Source organism: Pseudomonas resinovorans NBRC 106553, from assembly GCF_000412695.1.
GTDB classification, from domain to species: Bacteria; Pseudomonadota; Gammaproteobacteria; order Pseudomonadales; family Pseudomonadaceae; genus Metapseudomonas; species Metapseudomonas resinovorans_A.
This window is the reverse complement of sequence record NC_021499.1, coordinates 980,178-1,003,509: the sequence shown is the minus strand read 5'-3', so window position 1 is coordinate 1,003,509 and position 23,332 is coordinate 980,178. Positions and strand designations below refer to the sequence as shown.

Below are 23,332 nucleotides of genomic sequence, written 5' to 3'. Positions count from 1 at the left end.
CGTTCATCGGGTAGGGTTCTCCCAGGCAGAAACGGAAAGCGGCAATGCATTCGCGAAAAGGATTCACACTGATCGAACTGATGGTCGTGATCGCCATCGTGGCGATTCTGGCAAGTATCGGCTATCCCGGCTTCCAGACCCTGATCATGAACAACCGAATGACATCCCAGACCAACGGGCTGCTGGGAGTCCTTCAACTGGCGCGCAGTGAAGCCGTTACCCAACGCAAGGTGACGACCGTCTGCCCAACCACGAATCAGTCGACTTGCGCCGCCGCTGGCACCGACTGGAACGTCGGCGTTCTGGTTCGGCTATCGGATGCCACCGTGGTTCGGGTTACACCGGCCGTGGCCAATGGTGCATTGAGCCTCTCGGGTGCCAACTCGATCACCTTCGCCATCGACGGGACTACCGCGAATGGCGGCGCCCTTCGCGTCTGCGACAGCCGGGGTGACGCGAATTCCCGAACCATTCTGATCAACACGGCGGGCCAGTCGCGCAGCCGGGCCTTTCAAGCGGGAGACGTTGCATGCCGCTAATGCAGTCCAGAAGTCGCGGCTTCACCCTGATCGAAGTACTGATCGCCCTGCTCATCCTGGCCATCGGCCTGCTGGGAATGGTCAGCCTGATGATGACCAGCCTGCAATCCAACCAGAACGCCTACCAGCGGGGCCAAGCCAGCCTGATCGCCTATGACATGGCGGATCGGCTGCGCCTCAACCGCACCCTGGCCAGCGGCGCGGACGATTACCTGTTCGACCTGACCAGCACCCCGCCGTCGGACCCAGGCTGCAAGACCACCGGCTGCACCACAGCCAACATCGCCGACATCGATCTTCGCGAATGGCAGGAGAATTTCCAGGACGTCAACGGCGTGGGACAGGATGGCGACGCCTATGTGGCGGTGCTGCCCGGCGGAGCGGGCACGGTGCAACGCAATGGCCGCCGCTACCTCATCACCGTCAGCTGGACGCCCAGCGTCAACGCCAGGGAAACCGAGAGTGACGGCAGCTATGCCTGTAATGGCGTGGTCGACGATGCAACCGACACGGTCATCGCAGGCACGCCGGATAGCGCCGCAAACGCTCGTTGCTTCTTCCAGTTGAGGGTTGACCTATGAGCTCCATGACCATGCACATCGGCCGTCGTAGCCGGGGCTTCTCCCTGGTCGAGCTGATGGTGGCCATTCTGCTCAGCAGCCTGCTCCTGCTGGGTGTATTGCAGATTTTCAGCGACGCCAGTTCGTCGGATCGCGCCAACAGCGCCCTGTCTCGCCTTCAGGAAAGCGGCCGCGTCGCACTCGAAGTACTCAAGCGGGATATCCGCCGAACCGGCTACCAGGGCTGCGCCAGCAGCAGCATCGCGACCCGCAGCGGTTCCAGCCTGATCTTCCCGCGGGACGCCTTTGGCGTGCGCAACGAAACCGCCGCCAATGGCGGTTCCATCGAAGGAGCCGCGACCGCCAGCGACACACTGACCGTCCGCTATGCCGCCCCTGCTCCCATCACCGTAGCCGGGATTACCAGCAGCACGCTCACCCTGCCCAGCGCAATCAGCTTCACGGCGGACCAGACATTCCTCCTGACCGACTGCCTGAACGTCGTGATCTTCAAGCCCAGCGCGGCCGGCAGCAACGTGACCAGCATCACCACCGCCAACTCGAACTTCAGCGGTATCGCCCCAGGCGCCAGGCTCTATCGGGTCAACCAATCCACCTTTGCCATCTGCGCCTCCGGCCGGGGACTGTGCCGCAACAACCACGATGGCTCGGGCGCACAGGAGCTGATCGCCGACGCCGAGAACTTCCAGGTGCTCTACGGCATTCGCGCCAGCGGCCAGACCCGCTGGGTCAACGCGAGCAGCCTGACCAGCACGCTGCGCGAGCAGGTGACCCAGCTGCAGCTCAGCCTGGTCATCTCCAGCCCCGAAAACGCGGCCAGCGGCACCAGCACCCAGACATTGTCCATCGCCAACCTCGGCCAGAACACAGCGCTCGCCGCAGCGGGCGACCAGCGCCTTCGCCGGGTGTTCACCACAGCCATCGAATTGAGGAACCGCCAATGACCCGCATCGCCCGGAACTCTCAGCAAGGAGCGGTCCTGCTGATCAGCCTGGTGCTGCTGCTGATCCTCACGACGCTCGCGGTCACAGCAGCCTCCACCTCGGCCCTGCAGGAGCGCATGTCGTCGAACGCGCAGCAGGCCAATACGGCCTTCCAGGCGGCGGAGAACGGCCTGGCCAATACGATCGCGATGATCTCCAGCTACGTCGCCCCGCCGGCTGACCAGACCTACCGCTACTGCCGGGACCTCGACAACGCCTGCGGCAACGACAGCGAAGAGGCCGATCGCACCGCCAGGACCCGAGTAGTCGTCGCTGCGAAGGTGGAAGACGGTTACTCGCTCCGCGAAGGCAGCGGCACGCCCATGGTGATGACCTATGACCTCACCAGCAGTGCCTCCCTCGACAAGAGCGCGACCACCATCGACAACAGCAATACCAACGCCTTGCACCGCCAGGGCTACATGACCGTAGAAATACGCTGATGCAGTGCTGAGGGAATCAACAATGCACAAGAAGCTCGACACCACCTCCCGCTTCACCGTCAGCCTCATGGCCGGCCTGCTGCTGTTCAGCGGCGCCAACAGCTACGCCGACGACACCGAGATCTTCTTCGGCGGCCCGGCAATCGACAGCGGCATCCGCCCGAACGTCCTGTTCGTGCTCGACAACTCCGGCTCGATGAACTGGCGCCTGAACAGCAACAACACCGCCACCGGCTCGCAGCAATCGCGCATGGACGTCCTGAAGGCATCCTTCCAGGACATCATGAGCCATACCCGCGATATCAACGTCGGCGTCATGGTCCTGAACAGCCGCGCCGCGTACGGCGATTCCCGCTTCGTCTATCCGGTGACCTACATCGATCAGCCGCTTCCCGGCAACGCCGACCTGGTGGCCACCACGCCCGGGATCCGCGCCAGCACCGACGACGCCACCCAAGGCAGCGTTACCCATGCGGCGGTGACCACCGACCCGACGCTGGTAATGGGGACCATCAGTTCGCTCCAGGACATCGACGGTAGCGCCGGGACCTCGGTGCTGACCACCACCGGCAGCTTCTACCGGGTCACAGTCAGCAACACCGAGTACGCCTGCCGTCTGAGCCCGCCCAGTCGCTCAGGCACGCTGCGCTGCACCAACACGGCCAAGACCGACCTCAACCTGAAGCGAAGCGCGCCCGAGGAGCCCCTGTTCAACTTCCAGGATCTGAACGTACCGGGCAACTCCACCATCAGCGAGGCCTATATCGAGGTCACGCCGACCAATACGCCGACCCAGTCCAACCGCCGCAATCCCACGTTCAACGTGCAGATGGAGCGCAGCAAGGCGCCCGCGGCCCTGAACGACAACAACACCCTCGGTACCCGTACCTACCTGACCAGCACCACCACCCAGGCATCGGGGTGGACCAGCGGCAACCGGGTACGCATGGATATCACCGGCCTGATCCAGACGCTGCGCACCAGTACACCGGCGACCAACCCGACCAACTCGCCCATCACCGGGGTGTTCGTCCGACTCACGCCAAACAGCAACAACAACAATAACCAGGACTACACCTTCTGCGCCGAGAACTGCTCCACCGGCAACGCCCCGACCCTGGTGATCCGCTACACCAACCCCGGCTACGCGCCGGAGCAGCGCATGGGTGCACTGCGTTTCCAGGATGTGGGCATTCCCCAGGGGGCCACCATCACTGAGGCTCGGATCAGTTTCGTCCCGGCCGCCACCACTACCACGCCGTTCCCGACCTTCGAGGTCAAGGCAGAGCGGCAAGGCAACGCCAACGGCTTCACCGCTGGGGAAGACCTGCGCTCGAGAAGCAAGACCAACGCCCTGACAACCTGGTCGCCCAACAACTGGCCACTCCAGGCGACACCGGCGCCCATCCAGGGGCCGGATGTCACCGCCCAGGTCCAGGAAGTCGTCGGTCTCACCGGATGGTGTGGCAACAACGCAATGGCCTTCTACCTGGACCCCACGTCCACCAACGGCGCCATCTCGGCCAGCAGCTTCGATGGTGCCGGCGGCCTGCAACCGACCTTGACGGTGAGCTACACCGGCGGCACCGGTGGCTGCTTCAACTCCATCGTCGAAACGCGCATCACCGATGAGAAGGGCGACGGCCACCAGAACAGTTCCGGCGCCGTGACCCTCGGTGCCCTGACCCTGCCCCTGACTACCCGCGAAATCGGCGCGCGTTTCGACAACCTGCCGATCAACCCGGGGGCGGAGATCATGGAAGCCAAGGTGGTGATCACACCAGCCGCCACGGTCAACAGCCCTTCCCAGACCAGCCTGATCAGCTTCCAGAACAGCAACAACTCGGCGGCCTTCACCACCGGCAACAACAACTTCAGCAACCGCAACAGCCGCACCAGTGAAGTGCAATGCCAGATCAACAACACCACTGGCTGGGTGGCGGGCCAGCCTGTTACCTGCGATATCGCCGGCCTGGCTTCGTCCCTGACCTCGATCTTCAGCGTGTCCAACAGCTGGACCCGGGGCAATGCCCTGACCATGTTCCTCCGTCACACGGCCACCAGCACGCTCACGGCGACCGCCTTCGAGACGAACCCGACCCAGTCCATCAAGTTGCGCCTGAAGATTCGCAACGGCGGCCTGTCCACTACCGTCCGCAGCCATGTGAACGCCCTGGTGCAGAACATGTACGCCGAGGACGGCACGCCGATCGTCCCGACCCTCTATGACGCCGCCCGCTACCTGAAGGGCTCGATCTCCGGCAGGCCGACGCCCATCAACAGCACCTGCCAGGCCAACCATGTGGTGCTGCTTACCGACGGCCAGGCCAACAACAACACCGACACCGCCAAGAACGGCATCGCTTCCATGATCAATGCCAGCTGTGCCTCGGCGGACGATGGGGAGCGCTGTGCCAGGGACCTGGCCACCTACCTCTACGCGAACGACCAGGCCCCCAACATCGACGGCAAGAACAACGTCATCACCCACACCGTAGGCTTCGCCCTGGACGCCAGCGGCGATACCGCCAGCGCAAACATCAAGGCGTTCCTCCGTGAAGTGGCGACGAACGGCGGCGGCGCCACCTATACGGCGGAATCCGCATCCGAGCTGAGCACTGCGTTCAACCGGATCATCCAGGAAGTGCTGGCCACCGACACCACCTTCGTCAGCCCCGGCGCAACGGTGAACCAGTTCAACCGCCAGACCAACCGCAACGAAATCTACTTCGCCCTGTTCAAACCATCGGAAAACGACCGCTGGATCGGCAACCTGAAGCGCTACAAGCTGACCAATACCACCGGCAGCGAGGTACTGGACGCCGACAACATTGCCGCCATCGACCCGCTGACCGGTTTCTTCAAGAGCACCGCCCGCAGCTTCTGGAGCACGGGCGACGACGGCGGCAACACGGAACTTGGTGGTGCGGCGGCAAATATGCCAGCCGCCGCCGGCCGCAGTCTCTTCACCTATATCGGCAACAGCCCCAGCAGTGCCGTCAGCCTGGATGCGCAGGCTCACCGCCTGAACACCGCCAACACCAATCTGACCGAGTCGCTGCTGGGTGCATCGAGCACGACCGAACGCACTCAGTTGATCAACTGGATCAGGGGCCTGAATACCGACAACACCGCCCGTAACGCCATGGGCGACCCGCTGCACTCGGTGCCGCGCCTGCTGACCTACAAATGCAACACCTTCAGCAACGCCGCACTGACCGCGTGCTCGGATGAGGACCAGACCGCCTTCGTCGGCACCAACGAAGGCATGGTCCATGCCATCAACACCAGCAACGGCGTCGAGCAGTTCGCCTTCATGCCCCAGGAGCTGCTGCCCAACATCAAGCCACTGATGGTCGATGCCAAGTCCACGTCGGTAAAACCGCGCATCTATGGCATGGATAACAGCGTGGTGATCTGGGCCAACGACGCCAACAACAACGGCGTGATCTATGGCGGCCGCGACCCTGCTTCCACCGATACGCCGCGCCAGCTGACCGGCCTTAACTCCGGCGAGTTCGTGTACGCCTACGCCACCATGGGCCGCGGCGGCAGTAACCTGTACTCACTGGACGTCACCGATCGCACCGCACCCAAGATGCGTTGGTTCATCAGGGGCGCTAGCGTTAACACTACCCAACCCCAGACCCCGACCCCAGGCTTCGAACGCCTAGGCCAAACCTGGTCGACACCTGTGTTGACCACCATCAACGTGGGCGGCACCGCCACCAAGGTGCTGATCTTCGGCGGTGGTTACGACAAGAACCAGGACAACGTGAAAGCGCGTACTGCCGATGGCATGGGTAACGCCATCTACATCGTCGATGCCACCACCGGCGCCCTCATCTGGTCCGCCAGCGCCACCAGCGGCCACACCCTGACCCTGAACAAGATGCAATACAGCATCCCCGCCCCGATTCGCGTGATCGACATCGACCGCGATGGCAAGGCGGACCAGTTCTTCGTCGGCGACATGGGTGGCCAGATCTGGCGCTTCTTCATCAACAACGGCAGCGCCGCCAGTTCGCTGGTAAGCCCGGTGAACGGCAACGGCTCCGGTGCGCCGGATGCCAACGATGGCGTCTTCGCCGACGTCATAGCCGCGGATACCGGCAGCGAAACGCCCGCCGAACTGGAGCGCAAGCTGCGCCGTTTCTATAACGAGCCCGACGTCTCGCTGCTAAACATCAACGGCACCCGTACCCTGACCGTGAACATCGGCTCGGGTTATCGCGGACACCCGCTGAACGCCGTAACCCAGGATCGTTTCTATTCCTTCCGGACGCCCCTGGTGTACAACCCCACCACCGATGCGGCCAACACCCACACGACGTTGACCGAATCGAGCATGTACGACGCGACTGACAACCTGATCCAGGAAGGCAGCAATTCGCAGCAGCAGACGGCGTCCACCGCCTTCACCCGGACGTCCGGCGGCTGGTTCATCCGCCTGGAAAACCCTGGCGAGAAGGTTCTGTCGGATTCCGCCACCTTTGCCGGGCTGTTGGTGTTCACCACCTACGAACCCACGGCGAGCATCAACTCCTGCCGCGCGGCCCAGGGCATCTCTCGGGCGTACACGGTCAACCTGTTCGACGCCACACCGGCGGCGGACAACGTGGACGGCACGCCGGAAAAGGCCGATCGCTCTACCCTGCTGAAAACCAGCGGTATTCCGCCCAAGCCGGTATTCCTCCTGCCGGATAACGGGGGTGGCAGCGGTGGTGGTGGCGACGAGAATGGTCCGTGGGTGCTGTGTATCGGCACCGTGTGCAAGACCATCAAGGGCCCCTACCAGGAATCCACCTACTGGATAGATGACAACTGATGAGCAAGCCAAGACAGATGCGCGGATTCACCCTGATCGAGCTGATGATCGCGGTAGTGGTGGTCGCCATTCTCGCCAGCATCGCCTACCCCGCATACCAGGGCTATTTGCGCCGCAATGCCTGCGAGGCTGCGAAAGCCTCGCTCACAGGCCTGGCCAATGCCATGGAGCGCTTCCGGGCGCAACAGGGCACCTATGTCGGGGCTGCGACCAACGGTGTACCCGATATCTATGCGACCCAGAGCCCGGAGCAAGGCCGGGCGCAGTTCAACCTGGTGGTGGGCGCCGCGTCCGCGACTGCCTTCTCCATCTCGGCCACGCCCGTCGCGGGCGGCCTGTGGAACGGCAACGCCAATACGCTGACCCTGACCTCCACCGGTGCTCGCGCCGGCGGTGGTGCCCTGGTAAACGCCTGGGACCGCTGCCCGTCGAACTGAGGCAGCAGCCAAATAAAAACGGGGCCCAAGGGCCCCGTTTTATTTATACGCAGGAAAGGCTCAGAGCGCCTTCACCCGCAGTTCCTTGGGCATGGAGAAGGTCACATTCTCCGGCCGGCCGTCCAGTTCGACCGCGACTTCCGCGCCCCACTCCCGCAGTTGCTCGATCACGCCCTGCACCAGCACTTCGGGGGCCGAAGCGCCGGCGGTGATGCCGACGCGCTGGGCATTTTCGAACCATTCGCGCTTGAGGTCCTCTGCGCCATCGATCAGGTAGGCGGGGGTGTCCAGGCGCTCGGCCAGCTCGCGCAGGCGGTTGGAGTTGGAGCTGTTGGGGCTGCCGACCACCAGCACCACGTCACTCTCGTGGGCCAGTTGCTTGACCGCGTCCTGGCGGTTCTGCGTGGCGTAGCAGATGTCGTCCTTGCGCGGGCCTCCGATGCTGGGGAACTTGCTCCGCAGTGCATCGATGACCCGGCTGGTGTCATCCATGGACAGCGTGGTCTGGGTGACGAAGGACAGGGCCTCGGGGTTGCGCACCTGCAACCTGGCGACGTCCGCCTCATCCTCCACCAGGTAGATGGCGCCGCCGTTGCTGCCGTCGTACTGGCCCATGGTGCCTTCCACCTCGGGGTGGCCGGCGTGGCCGATGAGCACGCACTCGCGGCCGTCGCGGCTGTAGCGCGCGACTTCCATGTGCACCTTGGTCACCAGCGGGCAGGTGGCATCGAACACCTTCAGACCGCGACGGTCGGCTTCCTGGCGCACGGCCTGGGAGACGCCGTGGGCGCTGAAGATGACGATGACGTTGTCCGGCACCTGGTCGAGCTCCTCGACGAACACGGCGCCACGGGCACGCAGGTCTTCGACCACGAACTTGTTGTGCACCACTTCGTGGCGCACGTAGATCGGCGGGCCGAAGACTTCCAGCGCGCGGTTGACGATCTCGATGGCGCGATCGACGCCGGCGCAGAAGCCGCGGGGATTGGCGAGTTTGATTTGCATGCTGTTACCTCGTCCGGCCGCAGGCGGTTCAGGCCGGCCTGACCGACAGGATCTCCACCTCGAAGGACAGCGGCTTGCCGGCCAGGGGGTGGTTGAAGTCGATGGTCACGTGGGAGTCGTCGATGAGCTTCACCACGCCGGGCAACTCGGCGTTGGCGGCGTCATTGAAGATGATCAGCAGGCCTTCGGAAAGCTCCATGTCCTGGAAGTTGCCACGGGGCATCACCTGCACGTTCTGCGGGTTGTGCTGGCCGAAGCCCTGTTCAGGCTCGATGGCCAGGACACGCTTGTCGCCGCTCTTGAGGCCGAACAGCACGCCCTCGAAGCCCGGCAGCAGGTTGCCGTCGCCCACCTTGAAGGTGGCGGGGTTCTTCTGGAAGGTGCTGTCCACCACGTCACCGTTATCCAGTTTGATGGCGAAATGCAGGGTGACTTCCATATCCGGCCCTATGCGATGTTCAGTCATGGGCAGGTTCTCCGGACTTCTTGGTTTTGAACATATCCAGTGCCAGCATCAGGGCACCGACCGTGATGGCGCTATCGGCCAGGTTGAACGCCGGGAAACGCCAGCGGTCCTGCCAATGCACCAGGATGAAGTCGACTACGTGGCCGAGCACCACGCGGTCGAAGAGGTTGCCCAACGCGCCGCCCAGGACCAGGGCCAGCGCGATGGCCAGCCAGGTTTCCTCGGGTTTCAGGCGCTTCAGCCAGACCACCAGCACGCCGCTGACGCCGATGGCGATCACGGCGAACAGCCAGCGCTGCCAGCCGGAGCTGTCGGCGAGGAAGCTGAAGGCAGCGCCGGTGTTGTAGGCCAGCACCCAGCTGAAGTAGTCGGGAATGACCACGATCTGCTGGTAGAGATCGAGTTCGGTCTCGAAGTACCACTTGGTCGCCTGGTCCAGCACGAACACCAGCGCGGTCAGCCAGAGCCAGCCGAGGCGGCCGTATGACTTAGGCATAGTGACGAACCTCGCCGGCGCCATCGATGTTTTCCACGCAACGGCCGCACAGTTCCGGGTGCTTCACGAACTGGCCGACGTCGGCGCGGTGGTGCCAGCAACGGCCGCACTTGGCATGGCCGGATTTGGCGATCTTCAGCTTGAGGCCGGCGACCTCGGTTTCCACCGCGTCGGCCGGGGCGCTGGCCAGCGGCTGGACTTCGGCAACGGAGGTGATCAGCACGAAGCGCAGTTCGTTGCCCAGCTTGGCCAGGTTGGCGGCCAGGCCTTCCTCGGCGAACAGGGTCACTTCGGCTTGCAGGTTGCCGCCGATGGCCTTGCTGCTGCGCAGGTTCTCCAGTTCCTTGTTGACCGACGCCTTGACGGCCATGACCTGTTCCCAGAACTCGCGGCCCAGCTCGGAGCCTTCCGGCAGCTCGGACAGTCCCTGATACCAGGTGTTGAGCATGACCGACTCGTTGCGCTCGCCCGGCAGGTACTGCCAGATTTCCTCGGCGGTGAAGGCCAGGATCGGCGCGACCCAGCGCACCAGCGCCTCGGCGATGTGGAACAGCGCGGTCTGGCAGGACCGACGCGCCACGCTGTCGGCGGCGGTGGTGTATTGGCGGTCCTTGATGATGTCGAGGTAGAAGCCGCCCAGTTCCTGCACGCAGAAGTTGTGCACGCGGGAGTAGACGTTCCAGAAGCGGTATTCGCCGTAGGCCTCTTCCAGTTCGCGCTGCAGCAGCAGGGCGCGGTCGACGGCCCAGCGGTCCAGGGCCAGCATGTCCTCGGCGGGCAGCAGGTCGCGGACCGGATCGAAGCCGTTCAGGTTGGCCAGCAGGAAGCGCGCGGTGTTGCGGATGCGGCGGTAGGCATCGGCGCTGCGCTGGAGAATCTGCTGGGATACGGCCATCTCGCCGGAGTAGTCAGTAGCCGAGACCCACAGGCGCAGGATGTCGGCGCCAAGGCTGTCGGTGACCTGCTGCGGGGCGATCACGTTGCCCAGGGACTTGGACATCTTGCGGCCGGACTCGTCCACGGTGAAGCCGTGGGTCAGCAACTGGCGGTACGGCGCGTGGCCGTCGATGGCGCAGCCAGTGAGCAAGGACGAGTGGAACCAGCCGCGGTGCTGGTCGGAGCCTTCCAGGTAAAGGTCGGCGGCCGGGCCGCTGGCATGGCCGAGCTCGGCGTGGGAGCCACGCAGCACGTGCCAGTGGGTGGTGCCGGAGTCGAACCAGACGTCCAGGGTGTCGCTGATCTTGTCGTACTGGCCGGCCTCGTCACCGAGCAGCTCGGCGGCGTCGAGCTTGAACCAGGCCTCGATGCCTTCCTGCTCGACGCGCTTGGCGACCTCGTCCATCAGTTCGACGGTACGCGGGTGCAGGTCGCCGGTGGCCTTGTGCAGGAAGAACGGAATCGGCACGCCCCAGTTGCGCTGGCGCGAGATGCACCAGTCCGGGCGGCCGGCGATCATGCCGTGCAGGCGCGCCTGGCCCCAGGTGGGAACGAACTCGGTTTGCTCGATGGCGGAGAGCGCACGCTCGCGCAGGGTGGCGCCCTGCTCCGGCTGCTTGTCCATGCCGACGAACCACTGCGCGGTGGCGCGGTAGATCAGCGGGGTCTTGTGGCGCCAGCAGTGCATGTAGCTGTGGCTGATGGACTCGTGCTTGAGCAGCGCGCCCACTTCTTCCAGCTTGGCGACGATGGCCGGGTTGGCCTTCCAGATGAACTGGCCGCCGAAGAACGGCAGGTCCTGGACATACACACCGTTGCTCTGCACGGGGCTGAGGATGTCGTCGTTGCTCATGCCGTAGTGCTTGCAGGTACGGAAGTCGTCCTCGCCGTAGGCCGGCGCGGAGTGGACGATACCGGTACCGGCGCCCAGCTCGACGTACTCGGCCAGGTAGACCGGCGACAGGCGCTCGTAGAAGGGGTGGCGGAAGCGGATCTGGTCCAACGCCTCGCCCTTGGCGGTGGCGATGACCTGGCCTTCCTGGCCGTAGCGCTGCAGGCAGGACTCCACCAGTTCCTCGGCGAGCACCAGCAGGCGCGCGCCGGTGTCCACCAGGGCGTAGTTGAATTCGGGGTGGACGTTCAGCGCCTGGTTGGCCGGGATGGTCCAGGGAGTGGTGGTCCAGATGACGATGGCGGCCGGCTTGGCCAGGCTCGCCAGGCCGAAGGCGGCGGCCAGCTTGTCGGCGTCCTCGATGGGGAAGGCGACGTCGATGGCATCGGACTTCTTGTCGGCGTACTCCACTTCCGCTTCAGCCAGGGCCGAGGCGCAGTCGAAGCACCAGTTCACCGGCTTCAGGCCCTTGAACACGAAGCCTTGCTTGACCATTTCAGCCAGGGCACGGATCTCGCCGGCCTCGTTGGCGAAGTCCATGGTCTTGTAGGGGTTGTCCCACTCACCCAGCACACCCAGGCGGATGAAGTCGGCCTTCTGGCCTTCGATCTGCTCGGCGGCGTAGGTGCGGCACAGCTCGCGGGTCTTGTCCGCGGACAGGTTCTTGCCGTGGGTGGTCTCGACCTTGTGCTCGATGGGCAGGCCGTGGCAATCCCAGCCTGGCACGTAGGGCGCATCGAAGCCCGCCAGGGTCTTGGAACGGACGATGATGTCCTTGAGGATCTTGTTGACCGCGTGACCGATGTGGATGCTGCCGTTGGCGTAGGGCGGGCCATCGTGCAGGACGAACCGCGGGCGACCTTCACCGATCTGGCGCAGCTTTCCGTACAGGTCGATGCTGTTCCAGCGCTGCAGCAGTTCCGGCTCGCGCTGGGGCAGACCGGCCTTCATCGGGAATGCCGTCTCGGGCAGGTTCAGGGTCGCTTTGTAATCGGTCATTTCAGTCCAGGCTCTTCAATTTGATTGAGTACCCTGCCAATAGGCACGGGCGGCAGCGACATCCGCATCGATCGCCGACTTCAACGCCTCCAGGGAGGCAAAACGCTGCTCATCGCGCAGCTTGTGGTGGAAGGTCACGCTTATCCGCCGGTCGTAAAGGTCGGCGGAGTAGTCCAGCAAGTGAACCTCCAGGTGGGCGCGCCCGTCGCCCTTGACGCTGGGGCGCACACCGATGTTGGCAACGCCGGGCAATTGCCGGCCTTCCAGTTCGACGCTGACCAGGTAGACGCCGTTGAGCGGGACCCGCCGGCGCTTGAGCTGCACGTTGGCGGTCGGGGTGCCCAACTGGCGGCCGAGCTTCTGCCCGTGCAACACCCGTCCGGTAATGGTGAAGGGGCGCCCCAGCAAGCGTTCGGCCAGGGCGAAATCGCCGTCGGCCAGGGACTGGCGGACCCGCGTGCTGCTGACGCGCAGACCATCCAGCTCCACGGTGGCCGCGGCTTCGACGCTGAATCCTTCGGCTTCGCCAGCCTGCAGGAGAAAGTCGAAATCACCGGCCCGATCGCAGCCGAAACGAAAATCGTCGCCGATCTCCAGATGCTTCGCGCCAAGCCCTTCCACCAGCACGGCATGTACGAACTCAGCGGCGCTGAGCTCGCGCAGACGGCGATTGAAGGCCAGGCAGAGCACCCGATCGACGCCCTCCCGGGCCAACAGTTCGAGCTTGTCGCGCAGTCGCGTGAGACGGACCGGCGCGGTGTCCGGACCGAAGAATTCGCGGGGCTGCGGCTCGAAAATCACCACGCACGAGGGTAAACCCAGCTCAGCCGCACGCTCGCGCAACCGCTTGAGAATGGCCTGGTGGCCGCGGTGCACGCCGTCGAAATTGCCGATGGTGGCGACACAGCCCCGATGTTGGGGCCGCAGGTTGTGTAGGCCTCGAACCAGCTGCATAGCACAAGTCTTGTTCACAAAGTGGTCGATTATACGCACAGCCGGCGCCGGACAACAGGCGCTACAGGCCTGCCGGCGCGACAAGCGGCCGCCAGCCCGCGCTCAGCGAATCACACCGCCCGTCGGGCGAAGTCACGGAGACGGAAGCCGAGCACCGCCAGCATGCCGAAATAGGCGATCACGCCAGCCCCCACCAGCAGTCCCAGGCGCAACAGACGCTCGGTCATGCCGCCCTGCTCCCAGGCCGGCAACCATTGCATCACGGCCAGCAGCACGCCGCACATCACCAGCACCGCTAGCAACAGCTTGGCGAGGAATTTCCCCCAGCCCGGCTGCGGCTGGAACAGCTGCTGTTTGCGCAGTTGCCAGAAGAGCAGCCCAGCGTTCAGGCAGGCGGCCAGGCTGATGGCCAGGGCCAGCCCGGCGTGCTTCAGGTGGAAGACGAACGCCAGGTTCATCAGTTGGGTCACCACCAGGGTGAACACAGCGATCTTCACCGGTGTGCGGATGTTCTGCCGGGCGTAGAACCCCGGCGCCAGCACCTTCACCAGGATGATCCCGAGCAGGCCCACGGCATAGGCGATCAGGGCTCGCTGGGTCATCAGGGCGTCATGGGCGGTGAACTTGCCGTACTGGAACAGCGCCACCGTCAGCGGCTCGGCCAGTAGGGCCAGGGCCAGCATGCAGGGCAGCACCAGCAGGAAGCAGAGGCGCAGGCCCCAGTCCATGAGCGCGGAATAGGCGTGGCGATCGTCGCTGGCGTAGGTCTTGGCCAGGGACGGCAGGAGGATGGTGCCCAGGGCCACGCCCAGCACGCCGGACGGCAGTTCCATCAGGCGGTCGGCGTAGTACATCCAGGACACGGAGCCAGCCGCCAGGAAGGAAGCGAAGATGGTGTTGATGATCAGCGAGATCTGCCCCACCGACACGCCGAAGATCGCCGGGCCCATCAGTTTGAGTACGCGCCAGACACCGGTGTCGCGCAGGTTCAGGCGCGGCAGCACGAGCATGCCGATACGTTTCAGCGCGGGCAGCTGGTAGAGCAGCTGGGCCAGACCGCCGGCCAGCACCGCCCAGCCGAGGGCCATGATGGGTGGGTCGAAGTACGGAACCAGGAACAGCGCGAAGAGGATCATGCTGACATTGAGCAGCGTGGGCACGAAGGCCGGCACCGAATAGCGGTTCCAGGTATTGAGGATCGCCCCGGCCAGGGAAGACAGCGAGATCAGCAGGATGTAAGGGAAGGTCACCCGCAGCAGGTCGGTGGTCAGGGCGAACTTCTCGGGGTCGTCGATGAAGCCGGGGGCCGTCACCCGCACCACCCAGGGCGCGGCGAGGATGCCCAGCAGGGTCACCACCGCCAGTACCAGGGTCAGCAGGCCGGCGATATAGGCGATGAAGGTGCGGGTCGCCTCCTCCCCCTGCTGAGTCTTGTACTCGGCCAGGATCGGCACGAACGCCTGGGAAAAGGCGCCCTCGGCGAAGATGCGCCGCAGCAGGTTGGGTAGCTTGAAGGCGACGAAGAAGGCGTCGGTGGCCATGCCGGCGCCAAAGTAGCGCGCAACGATGGTGTCGCGCACGAAGCCCAGCACGCGGGAAAGCATGGTGATGGAGCTGACGGCCGCCAGCGACTTGAGCAGATTCATTCAGTGGTCCGGACAGGAAAGGCGCGGTCCGCCGGGCAGCACGGCCGAGGGACGGTCAAGGCTGCCGAGTGTAGAGTCCGGGCCGGAGAAAAGCATCCTGCGAGAAAAGCTTACGCTCGTCGCCCGAGCCACCCGATCACCCTTGACAAGGCAAAGACTCGTCGGCATGATTCGCGGCCTTAATTTGATTCAATTCCCCAGATTCGAGGAGCTTGACGGTGGCCAATACACCTTCTGCCAAAAAACGCGCCAAACAGGCTGAGAAGCGTCGTAGCCATAACGCCAGCCTGCGCTCCATGGTACGTACCTACATCAAGAACGTGGTCAAGGCTCTCGACGCCAAGGACCTGCCCAAGGCTCAAGCCGCTTTCACCGCCGCTGTACCGGTGATCGACCGCATGGCCGACAAAGGCATCATCCACAAGAACAAAGCCGCTCGTCACAAGAGCCGCCTGAACGCCCACATCAAGGCGCTCGGTCAAGCTGCTGCCTAAGCTTGAGTTCTTGCGAAAAACCGGCCTTCTGGCCGGTTTTTTATTGCCTGCATGAAATGCAGCACACAAAAAAGCCCGGGACTCCCGGGCTTTTTGCTGACTCAGAACCAGCTCAGGGCTTGGTCGGCCAGGGCAGGATAGGGATGGCGGTCACCGCGTTCTGCGGACTGCCCTCGATCACGCGATCGCTATAGACCAGGTACACCAGGGTGTTGCGCTTGCGGTCGAAGAAACGCACCACCTGCATGGTCTTGAACACCAGCGACGTGCGCTCCTTGAAAACCTCCTCGCCATCCTTGAGCTCGCCATCGAAGCGGATAGGGCCCACCTGACGGCAGGCGATGGACGCCTCGGCACGATCCTCGGCCAGCCCAAGGCCACCCTTCACGCCACCGGTCTTGGCTCGGGACAGGTAGCAAGTCACCCCTTCCACGCGGGGATCATCGAAGGCCTCGACCACGATCTTGTCGTTCGGCCCCACCCACTTGAATACGGTGGAGACGGTACCGATCTCCTCGGCCGCCACCGGCAGCGACGCTGCCAGCAGGAGCGCCGCCATTCCCTTGATCAATCGCATTCCCGCCCCTCCGCTCAGACCAGGACCAGGTTGTCCCGATGCACCAACTCCGGCTCGTCGACATAGCCCAGCAGCTTCTCGATGAGGTCGGAAGACTGACCGATGATCTTCTGTGCCTCCAAGGCACTGTAGTTGGCCAGGCCACGGGCGATTTCCGCGCCATCCTGCCCAACGCACACCACCATTTCGCCGCGACGGAAGCTGCCCTGAACAGCCTTCACGCCCACCGGCAACAGGCTCTTGCGATCCTCGCGCAGCGCTTTCACCGCCCCCGCGTCCAGCACCAGAGCGCCGCGGGTCTGCAGATGGCCAGCCAGCCACTGCTTGCGCGCCGCCAGCATGCCGCGCTCGGGCGCCAGCAAGGTACCCAGGCGCTCGCCCGCCTTGAGGCGATCCAGCACACGTTCGATGCGCCCGCCAACTATCACCGTATGAGCGCCGGAACGGGCCGCCAGACGCGCCGCACGCAGCTTCGTCTGCATGCCGCCGCGCCCCAGGGCACCACCGGTGCCACCGGCCACGGCATCCAGCGCGGGATCATCCGCACGGGCTTCGAAAATCAGCTGGGCATCAGGGTTGTGGCGCGGATCGGCATCGAACATGCCATCGCGATCGGTCAGGATCACCAGCAGATCGGCTTCCACCAGGTTCGCCACCAGGGCGGCCAGGGTGTCGTTGTCGCCGAAACGGATCTCGTCGGTGACCACAGTGTCGTTTTCGTTGATCACCGGGATCGCACCCAGCTCCACCAGCGTCCGCAGGGTGCTGCGGGCGTTCAGGTAGCGCTTGCGATCGGAAAGGTCATCGTGGGTCAGGAGGATCTGTGCGGTATGGCGGCCGAGCTCGGCAAAGCTGGATTCCCAGGCCTGCACCAAGCCCATCTGCCCCACCGCGGCGGCGGCCTGCAACTCATGCACGGCGCTTGGGCGGCTTTGCCAACCCAGGCGACTCATGCCAGCCGCGACGGCACCGGAGGACACCAGCACCAGCTCGACGCCCGCATCGCGCAGGGCGACCATCTGCTCGACCCACACCGCCATGGCCGAGCGATCCAAGCCGCGACCATCGGCCGTCAGCAAGGCACTACCGATCTTCACCACCCAGCGCTGCGCGCCAGTCACCTTGTCCCGCATATCGTCCAACCTTAGCTAGAAGGCCGCGCGGCAAGGCGCGCGGCCATGCGAACATCCCACAGCACCGGGCGGTGCCAGGATCAGGGTACGTAGAAGATTTCCGGCCCGTCGCCGTCATCCTCGTCGTCATCGAAATCGTCGTCATCATCAGCATCGGCGTTCTTCAGACCGGCGCGGCGCAGGGCACGCTGGTCATCCATCGCCTGCAGACGGGCACGGGCCTCGTCCTCGATGCGCTGATCCAGCTCGGCGAGCTGTTCGGCATAGTCCGGCTCTTCCGCCATGCGAAGGGCCCGCTCATCGAGATAACGCATGATTTCCTGGGAAAGCGCCTCGGTGCCTTCGCGCTCCAGGGCGGAGATCACGAACACCGGACCCTCCCAACCCAGGCGCTCGAGCACGGCTTTCATGCGCGTGTCGCGATCCTCGTCGAGCAACTGGTCGGCCTTGTTCAGCACCAGCCAGCGATCGCGCTCGGTCAGGGCGGGACTGAAGCGACCGAGCTCCTCGATGATGACCGCAGCAGCGTCGGCCGGATCACTTTCGTCCAGCGGCGCCATGTCGACGATGTGCAGCAACAGGCGGGTACGCGCCAGGTGCTTGAGGAAGCGAATACCCAAGCCGGCGCCTTCGGCGGCACCCTCGATCAGGCCGGGGATGTCCGCGACCACGAAGGACTTGAAGCGCCCCACGCTGACCACACCCAGGTTCGGCACCAGGGTCGTGAACGGATAGTCGGCAACCTTCGGCTTGGCGGCGGAAACCGCGCGAATGAAGGTGCTCTTGCCGGCGTTCGGCAAGCCCAGCAGCCCCACGTCGGCCAGCACTTTCAGTTCCAGCTTGAGATCGCGGGATTCGCCCGGCTTGCCGTTGGTGGTCTGGCGCGGCGCGCGGTTGGTACTGGACTTGAACCGGGTGTTGCCCAGGCCGTGCCAGCCACCCTGGGCCACCATCAACCGCTGACCAGGCTTGGTCAGGTCGCCGATGATTTCCTGGGTACCGGCATCGATGATGGTGGTGCCTACCGGCACCGGCAGAACCAGATCCTCACCCTTGCGCCCGGTGCAGTCCTTGCTGCCGCCGTTCTCGCCGCGCTGGGCGTCGAACCGACGGGTGTAGCGGTAGTCCACCAGGGTATTGAGGTTGGGATCGGCCTCCATGAATACGGAGCCGCCATCGCCCCCGTCACCACCGTTGGGGCCGCCCTTCTCAATGAATTTTTCGCGACGGAAACTCATCAGGCCGTTGCCGCCGTCGCCCGCTTTTACAAAGATCGATACTTCATCGACGAATTTCATCAGGACGCCTCCCGCCACGGGGACGGGTTTAGTGAAACAAAGCACATAGGATACAGGGAACCCCGCCCGATGCAGAGTTTCCATGAAGCAGAAACGAAAAAGCCCCGTCGCAAGACGGGGCTTTTCCAGCGCTTACCTGATTAGGCAGCGACGATGCTTACGTACTTGCGACCGAAAGCACCTTTGACCTCGAACTTGATCACGCCATTCACTTTCGCGAACAGAGTGTGATCCTTGCCCAGGCCTACACCGACGCCGGCGTGGAACTTGGTGCCGCGCTGACGCACGATGATGTTGCCAGCTTTGACAACCTGGCCGCCGTACAGCTTCACGCCAAGGCGTTTACTTTCTGAGTCGCGGCCGTTGCGGGTAGAACCGCCAGCTTTTTTGTGTGCCATGAGTCAAATCCTCCAAAAAGGAAATTAGGCCTGGATGCCGGTGATTTTGATTTCAGTGAACCACTGGCGGTGGCCCTGGCGCTTCATGTGGTGCTTACGACGGCGGAACTTGATGATGCGCACTTTGTCGTGACGGCCTTGGGAGACCACTTCAGCGACTACTTTGGCGCCATCTACAACCGGAGCACCGATTTTCACGTCTTCGCCATTGCCGATCAGCAGGACGCGATCGAAAGTCACGGATTCGCCGGTGGCGACTTCGAGCTTCTCGATCTTCAGGAATTCACCTTCAGCGACTTTGTATTGCTTGCCGCCGGTAACGATAACTGCGTACATGGATTTTCTCCGTTAAACCTGCTCACCCGACGCTTTATAAATAGAGGTATCGGTCGGCATGGCTGCATGGGCCGGAACTGGCACCAGTGCAATTGCGTAAGGCAGGAAAATGCCCAAGGAAGTTCAGGGGCCGCGATTGTACGCAAGCCGCGATTGCCGCGCAAGCACCGCCAGCGCTCGCCTTGACAGCCCCTACCCCGCCCCCTAGCATGCCGCGCAACCTCAAAGGAGCACATCTCGCAGATGCAACCCCAGGCTTTCTACCGCGTGGTGGCGGACGATTTTACCGCAGTCGACGACATCATCCGTCGGCAACTCACCTCCCGCGTTCCCCTGGTGGAGAAAATCGGCGACTACATAGTGTCCGCCGGCGGCAAGCGCCTGCGCCCGCTGCTGGTACTGCTCGGCGGCAACGCCCTGGGTTTCGGCGGTGACCAGCTGCGCCTCCTGGCCGCCACTATCGAGTTCCTGCACACCTCCACCCTGCTCCACGATGACGTGGTGGACGCCTCCGGCCTGCGCCGCGGCCGTTCCACCGCCAACGCACTGTGGGGCAACGCGCCCAGCGTGCTGGTGGGCGACTTCCTCTATGCCCGCTCCTTCGAAATGATGGTGGAACTCGGCTCCATGCCGGTGATGCGCATCATCTCCCAGGCCACCCGGGTCATCGCCGAAGGCGAAGTGCTGCAGCTGTCGAAGATCCGCGACGCCAGCACCACCGAAGAAACCTACATGGAAGTCATCCGCGGCAAGACCGCGATGCTCTTCGAAGCCTCCACCCACAGTGCCGCGGTACTGGCCGGCGCCAGCGCCGAGCAGTGCGAAGCGCTGCGCCAGTTCGGCGACGCCCTGGGTATCGCCTTCCAGTTGGTGGACGACCTGCTGGACTACCGCGGCGACGCCGCCACCCTCGGCAAGAACGTCGGCGACGACCTCGCCGAAGGCAAGCCCACGCTGCCGCTGATCGCCACCATGCGCGACGGCACCCCGGAGCAGGCCAGCCTGGTGCGCAAGGCCATCCAGCAAGGCGGCAGCCAGGACCTGGAAGGCATCCGCGCCGCCGTGGAAGCGGCCGGTGCCCTGGACTACACCGCAAACCTGGCCCGTGACTACGCCGCCCGCGCCATCGCCTGCCTGGACAGCCTGCCGCCCAGTGTCTACCGCGACGCCCTGATCGAACTCACCGAGTTCGCCGTCGCGCGAACCCACTGAGTTACGAGCCTTCGAAAGAGCCCGTCCCAGGACGGGCTTTTTTCTGCCTCGACGAAAGGCGCCAATTGGCACTTGCTATTTTGATAATAGGAATTATTCTCATCTCATGCTTCTCAAGGAGATGAGCCATGACCTACCTGATCGATGCCTGGCTGGATCGCCCCCACCCCTACCTGCGGATACTCCACCGGGAAACCGGTGAGGTCTGCGCCGTGCTGGAAGAGGAAGCCCTCGACGAACTGCGCGACCAGGGCGACCTCGACCTCGCCGGCCTGAATTCCAGCGAGCCGGTGGTGCTCAAGGAGCTGGTGCGAAACCTCTTCCTGTTCTGCTACGCCAGGGCGCTACGGCCCCACGGTGAGGTGCACTGACGGAAAAGGGGGATTCTGGGTGACGCCAGGACGCGTCATCCGCAAGGTCGGCGCCCGGGCGCCCGCCTTGCAGCGAGGGCAAGAGCGCCCTCGCTGGTTCCCGGGCGGGCCAGGGAAGGCACGCCCGGGATCGACTCCGGAATCAGAGGATTTCCAGGAGCTCGACGTCGAACACCAGCACGCTGTGCGGCGGGATGCTGCCAACGCCCTGGGCGCCATAGGCCAGCTCGCTCGGCACATGCAGGCGCCACTTGCTGCCGGCGTTCATCAGTTGCAGGGCCTCGACCCAGCCGGCGATCACACCGCCCACCGGGAACTCGGCCGGCTGGCCGCGATCGTAGGAGCTGTCGAACACAGTGCCGTCGATCAGAGTGCCGTGGTAGTGGGTACGCACGGTGTCTTCAGCCGACGGCTTGGCGCCCTCGCCCGCCACCAGCACTTCGTACTGCAGGCCGGACGGCAGGACGGTCACGCCGTCACGCTTGGCGTTGTCTTCCAGGTACACGCGACCCGCGCCAGCGGCGGCCTCGGCCTTCGCCTCGGCTTCGGCCTGCATGCGCTCGCGGATCACGCGGAAGCTGGCGGACAGGGCGGCGCCGTCAACGCGGCTTTCAACGCCATTGAAGGCATCGGACAGGCCGGCGAGCACGGCATCCAGGCTCACGCCGGGCGGCGGGTTGTCGCGGATCTGGTCGCCGAGCTGGCGACCGATACCGTAGCTGACACGGGTTTCGTCGGTGGAGAGATCGAGTTGGGACACGGCGGAGCTCCGCTCAAGGGGAAAAAAGGCCGGCCAGACTAGCACAGCTTCCCTACCCCGGAGCAGGCCCCGCAGGGCTATCGAGGCCTCAGTGGGAGGTCCGGGTGGACATGGGCACGCGCAGCGTATCCCGGCTGTCCGCTTCCATGCCGCACATCTCGTCATGCACCACGCTGTGCACCAGGTGGAACGGCAGCTCCGGGAACTCGTGCAGCACTTCCCGGGCGTGCTCCACCGAGCGCAGGTGCACGGCGTGGCCGCGGCCGTCGTCCAGTGAGTGGGAACGCCCGTCTATGCGGGCCTCCAGCAGGTAGATACCGCCTTCAAGGGAAATGAGGTTGAGCTCTTCGATGTGCCCGGCACGGGCATGGCTGGTGAGGTCGTGCAATTTCATGGCGTCGCCCTCGTGCGCTGTACACCTCAAATCTAATGCACAGGGGCGGAAGCAGGCGACCAATACGCAACCGCCCGTCCGCTTTATCAGCGGCCGGGCGGCGCGGAGGGCAACAAGCGGCGATCAGTGATCGTGCTTGGTCATCTTGTCCAGGTAACCCATGGCGAAGGCCGAGATAACGAAGGTCATGTGCAGGATCACGTACCACATGATCTTGCTGTTATCGATATTCGGCGCATCCATGAACACCCGCAGCAGGTGAATCGAGGAAATCGCCACGATGGACGCGGCCACCTTCATCTTCAGCGAGCCGGAGTCCATCTTGCCCAGCCAGCTCAGCTTCTCCTTGCCTTCGTCGATATCCAGCTGGGACACGAAGTTCTCGTAGCCGGAAATCATCACCATCACCAGCAGGCCCCCCACCAGCGACATGTCGATCAGCGAGAGCAGCACCAGGATCAGTTCCGCCTCGGTCTTCTCGAACACATGGGGCAGGATGTGCCACACCTCCTGGAAGAACTTCAGGGTCAGCGCCAGCAAGGCCAGGGACAGGCCCAGATAGATCGGGGCCAGCAGCCAGCGCGCGGCGTACATCGAATTTTCTAGCAAGCGTTCCATGGCTTCTCGCAGTCAATAAAAACCGGCCGCGAGTATAACGGCGACTTGCCTACAGAAAAATAATGGCAACTGCCGAGGAAATATCCCCAAACACTGTGGATAAATCTGTGCATGAGCACTGGAACATCCGGCGAGACGCCCTTGCGCCGCTGGCTCGCAGCGGCTGCTCAAAAGCTGTTCAGCTGCAGGCGGTCAGGTTTCGGGACGGAACTGGAAGTCGCCGAGGTGTCGACAGCGGGTGCCGTTGATGCGGCGCAACTCCCCTTGCAGGTGCAGACGCCAGATGGGCGGATCGAAGGCTTCGGTGTAGCCCTGTTCGGCCAGGCAATCGGCGATCGCGCTGAGCACCGATTCCGCCACCAGAGGCCCGTGGAATGGGCCCTGGGCTTTGATCGCCGAGGGTTGTTCCCCCGACATTCCCGCTGCGCAGAGCAGCGTCCAGAGTCCATTCTCTCCCGCCAGCGGACGGATCACGCACTCGATCCGAGTCACCAGTCCCAGGCATTGGCGGGTAAGGCAGAGGTTGCGCGTCATGG

General features: G+C 64.1%; 24 protein-coding genes. 9 read left to right on the top strand and 15 right to left on the bottom strand.

The genetic code is table 11. The features are described 5' to 3' along the window. Window positions 1-44 precede the first annotated feature (44 nt). The 6 genes from PCA10_RS04640 to PCA10_RS04615 are packed head-to-tail and all read left to right on the top strand — an operon-like array spanning window position 45 to window position 7,811. A complete protein-coding gene (locus PCA10_RS04640; protein ID WP_016490873.1) occupies window positions 45-539 on the top strand; it encodes a GspH/FimT family pseudopilin in 495 nt (164 codons plus the stop codon). After that, window positions 530-1,120 (top strand): type IV pilus modification protein PilV, encoded by a 591-nt coding sequence (pilV, locus tag PCA10_RS04635; RefSeq protein WP_016490872.1) that lies wholly within the window; start codon window positions 530-532, stop codon window positions 1,118-1,120. The genes PCA10_RS04640 and pilV overlap by 10 nt, the downstream gene beginning before the upstream one ends. Continuing rightward, window positions 1,117-2,064, top strand: coding sequence for a PilW family protein (locus PCA10_RS04630; RefSeq protein WP_016490871.1), 948 nt, complete (start codon window positions 1,117-1,119; stop codon window positions 2,062-2,064). Before pilV ends, PCA10_RS04630 begins: the two co-directional genes overlap by 4 nt. Further along, window positions 2,061-2,546, top strand: coding sequence for a PilX N-terminal domain-containing pilus assembly protein (locus tag PCA10_RS04625; RefSeq protein WP_016490870.1), 486 nt, complete (start codon window positions 2,061-2,063; stop codon window positions 2,544-2,546). The genes PCA10_RS04630 and PCA10_RS04625 overlap by 4 nt, the downstream gene beginning before the upstream one ends. Before the next feature lie 22 nt (window positions 2,547-2,568). Beyond that, on the top strand, window positions 2,569-7,374 hold the full coding sequence (locus PCA10_RS04620; RefSeq protein ID WP_016490869.1) for a PilC/PilY family type IV pilus protein: 4,806 nt from the start codon (window positions 2,569-2,571) through the stop codon (window positions 7,372-7,374). Next, on the top strand, window positions 7,374-7,811 hold the full coding sequence (locus tag PCA10_RS04615) for a type IV pilin protein (RefSeq protein WP_016490868.1): 438 nt from the start codon (window positions 7,374-7,376) through the stop codon (window positions 7,809-7,811). Before PCA10_RS04620 ends, PCA10_RS04615 begins: the two co-directional genes overlap by 1 nt. Before the next feature lie 60 nt (window positions 7,812-7,871). Here PCA10_RS04615 and ispH read toward each other — a convergent pair whose 3' ends face one another. From ispH to murJ, 6 genes are all read right to left on the bottom strand, one after another. Then, window positions 7,872-8,816 (bottom strand): 4-hydroxy-3-methylbut-2-enyl diphosphate reductase, encoded by a 945-nt coding sequence (ispH, locus tag PCA10_RS04610; RefSeq protein ID WP_016490867.1) that lies wholly within the window; start codon window positions 8,814-8,816, stop codon window positions 7,872-7,874. 28 nt (window positions 8,817-8,844) lie between these two features. Next, window positions 8,845-9,282 (bottom strand): FKBP-type peptidyl-prolyl cis-trans isomerase, encoded by a 438-nt coding sequence (locus PCA10_RS04605; protein WP_016490866.1) that lies wholly within the window; start codon window positions 9,280-9,282, stop codon window positions 8,845-8,847. Then, window positions 9,275-9,778 (bottom strand): signal peptidase II, encoded by a 504-nt coding sequence (lspA, locus tag PCA10_RS04600; protein WP_016490865.1) that lies wholly within the window; start codon window positions 9,776-9,778, stop codon window positions 9,275-9,277. Before lspA ends, PCA10_RS04605 begins: the two co-directional genes overlap by 8 nt. Then, entirely contained in the window at window positions 9,771-12,605 is a 2,835-nt protein-coding gene (gene ileS / locus PCA10_RS04595; RefSeq protein ID WP_016490864.1) for an isoleucine--tRNA ligase, read from the bottom strand. The genes lspA and ileS overlap by 8 nt, the downstream gene beginning before the upstream one ends. 15 nt (window positions 12,606-12,620) lie before the next feature. Continuing rightward, on the bottom strand, window positions 12,621-13,559 hold the full coding sequence (gene ribF / locus PCA10_RS04590; RefSeq protein WP_016490863.1) for a bifunctional riboflavin kinase/FAD synthetase: 939 nt from the start codon (window positions 13,557-13,559) through the stop codon (window positions 12,621-12,623). Between the two features lie 110 nt (window positions 13,560-13,669). Next, on the bottom strand, window positions 13,670-15,205 hold the full coding sequence (gene murJ / locus PCA10_RS04585; RefSeq protein WP_016490862.1) for a murein biosynthesis integral membrane protein MurJ: 1,536 nt from the start codon (window positions 15,203-15,205) through the stop codon (window positions 13,670-13,672). 218 nt (window positions 15,206-15,423) lie between these two features. Here murJ and rpsT point away from each other — a divergent pair, with 218 nt between their 5' ends. After that, window positions 15,424-15,699 carry a 30S ribosomal protein S20 gene (rpsT, locus tag PCA10_RS04580; protein ID WP_016490861.1) on the top strand — a complete coding sequence of 92 codons (276 nt, stop codon included), beginning with the start codon at window positions 15,424-15,426 and terminating at the stop codon, window positions 15,697-15,699. A gap of 112 nt (window positions 15,700-15,811) precedes the next feature. On the opposite strand, the gene PCA10_RS04575 is transcribed toward rpsT, so the two are convergent. The 5 genes from PCA10_RS04575 to rplU all read right to left on the bottom strand — a co-directional run bounded on the left by PCA10_RS04575 (window position 15,812) and on the right by rplU (window position 19,441). Continuing rightward, on the bottom strand, window positions 15,812-16,276 hold the full coding sequence (locus tag PCA10_RS04575; RefSeq protein ID WP_016490860.1) for a CreA family protein: 465 nt from the start codon (window positions 16,274-16,276) through the stop codon (window positions 15,812-15,814). A gap of 14 nt (window positions 16,277-16,290) precedes the next feature. Next, window positions 16,291-17,409, bottom strand: a complete 1,119-nt coding sequence (gene proB, locus PCA10_RS04570; RefSeq protein ID WP_016490859.1) for a glutamate 5-kinase — start codon at window positions 17,407-17,409, stop codon at window positions 16,291-16,293. Between the two features lie 80 nt (window positions 17,410-17,489). Next, complete coding sequence (cgtA, locus tag PCA10_RS04565; RefSeq protein WP_016490858.1) at window positions 17,490-18,707, bottom strand: Obg family GTPase CgtA; 1,218 nt, start codon at window positions 18,705-18,707, stop codon at window positions 17,490-17,492. A gap of 140 nt (window positions 18,708-18,847) precedes the next feature. Next, window positions 18,848-19,105, bottom strand: a complete 258-nt coding sequence (gene rpmA / locus PCA10_RS04560) for a 50S ribosomal protein L27 (protein ID WP_016490857.1) — start codon at window positions 19,103-19,105, stop codon at window positions 18,848-18,850. Window positions 19,106-19,129: 24 nt separating this feature from the next. Further along, window positions 19,130-19,441 carry a 50S ribosomal protein L21 gene (gene rplU, locus PCA10_RS04555; RefSeq protein ID WP_016490856.1) on the bottom strand — a complete coding sequence of 104 codons (312 nt, stop codon included), beginning with the start codon at window positions 19,439-19,441 and terminating at the stop codon, window positions 19,130-19,132. 243 nt (window positions 19,442-19,684) lie between these two features. On the opposite strand from rplU, the gene PCA10_RS04550 reads away from it, so the two are divergent. Both PCA10_RS04550 and PCA10_RS04545 read left to right on the top strand, forming a co-directional pair. Then, entirely contained in the window at window positions 19,685-20,653 is a 969-nt protein-coding gene (locus PCA10_RS04550; RefSeq protein WP_016490855.1) for a polyprenyl synthetase family protein, read from the top strand. 128 nt (window positions 20,654-20,781) lie between these two features. Further along, the gene (locus PCA10_RS04545; RefSeq protein ID WP_016490854.1) at window positions 20,782-21,024 is read left to right on the top strand and encodes a PA4570 family protein; all 243 of its coding nucleotides are present in this window, start codon (window positions 20,782-20,784) and stop codon (window positions 21,022-21,024) included. A gap of 142 nt (window positions 21,025-21,166) precedes the next feature. On the opposite strand, the gene PCA10_RS04540 is transcribed toward PCA10_RS04545, so the two are convergent. The 4 genes from PCA10_RS04540 to PCA10_RS04525 all read right to left on the bottom strand — a co-directional run bounded on the left by PCA10_RS04540 (window position 21,167) and on the right by PCA10_RS04525 (window position 23,330). Beyond that, window positions 21,167-21,784, bottom strand: coding sequence for an FKBP-type peptidyl-prolyl cis-trans isomerase (locus PCA10_RS04540; RefSeq protein ID WP_016490853.1), 618 nt, complete (start codon window positions 21,782-21,784; stop codon window positions 21,167-21,169). An 88-nt stretch (window positions 21,785-21,872) separates the two neighbouring features. After that, a complete protein-coding gene (locus PCA10_RS04535) occupies window positions 21,873-22,178 on the bottom strand; it encodes a DUF6482 family protein (protein ID WP_016490852.1) in 306 nt (101 codons plus the stop codon). Between the two features lie 123 nt (window positions 22,179-22,301). Continuing rightward, window positions 22,302-22,796, bottom strand: coding sequence for a TIGR00645 family protein (locus tag PCA10_RS04530; protein WP_041770134.1), 495 nt, complete (start codon window positions 22,794-22,796; stop codon window positions 22,302-22,304). A gap of 192 nt (window positions 22,797-22,988) precedes the next feature. Beyond that, window positions 22,989-23,330, bottom strand: a complete 342-nt coding sequence (locus tag PCA10_RS04525) for a PA4575 family protein (protein WP_016490850.1) — start codon at window positions 23,328-23,330, stop codon at window positions 22,989-22,991. Window positions 23,331-23,332: the final 2 nt, after the last annotated feature.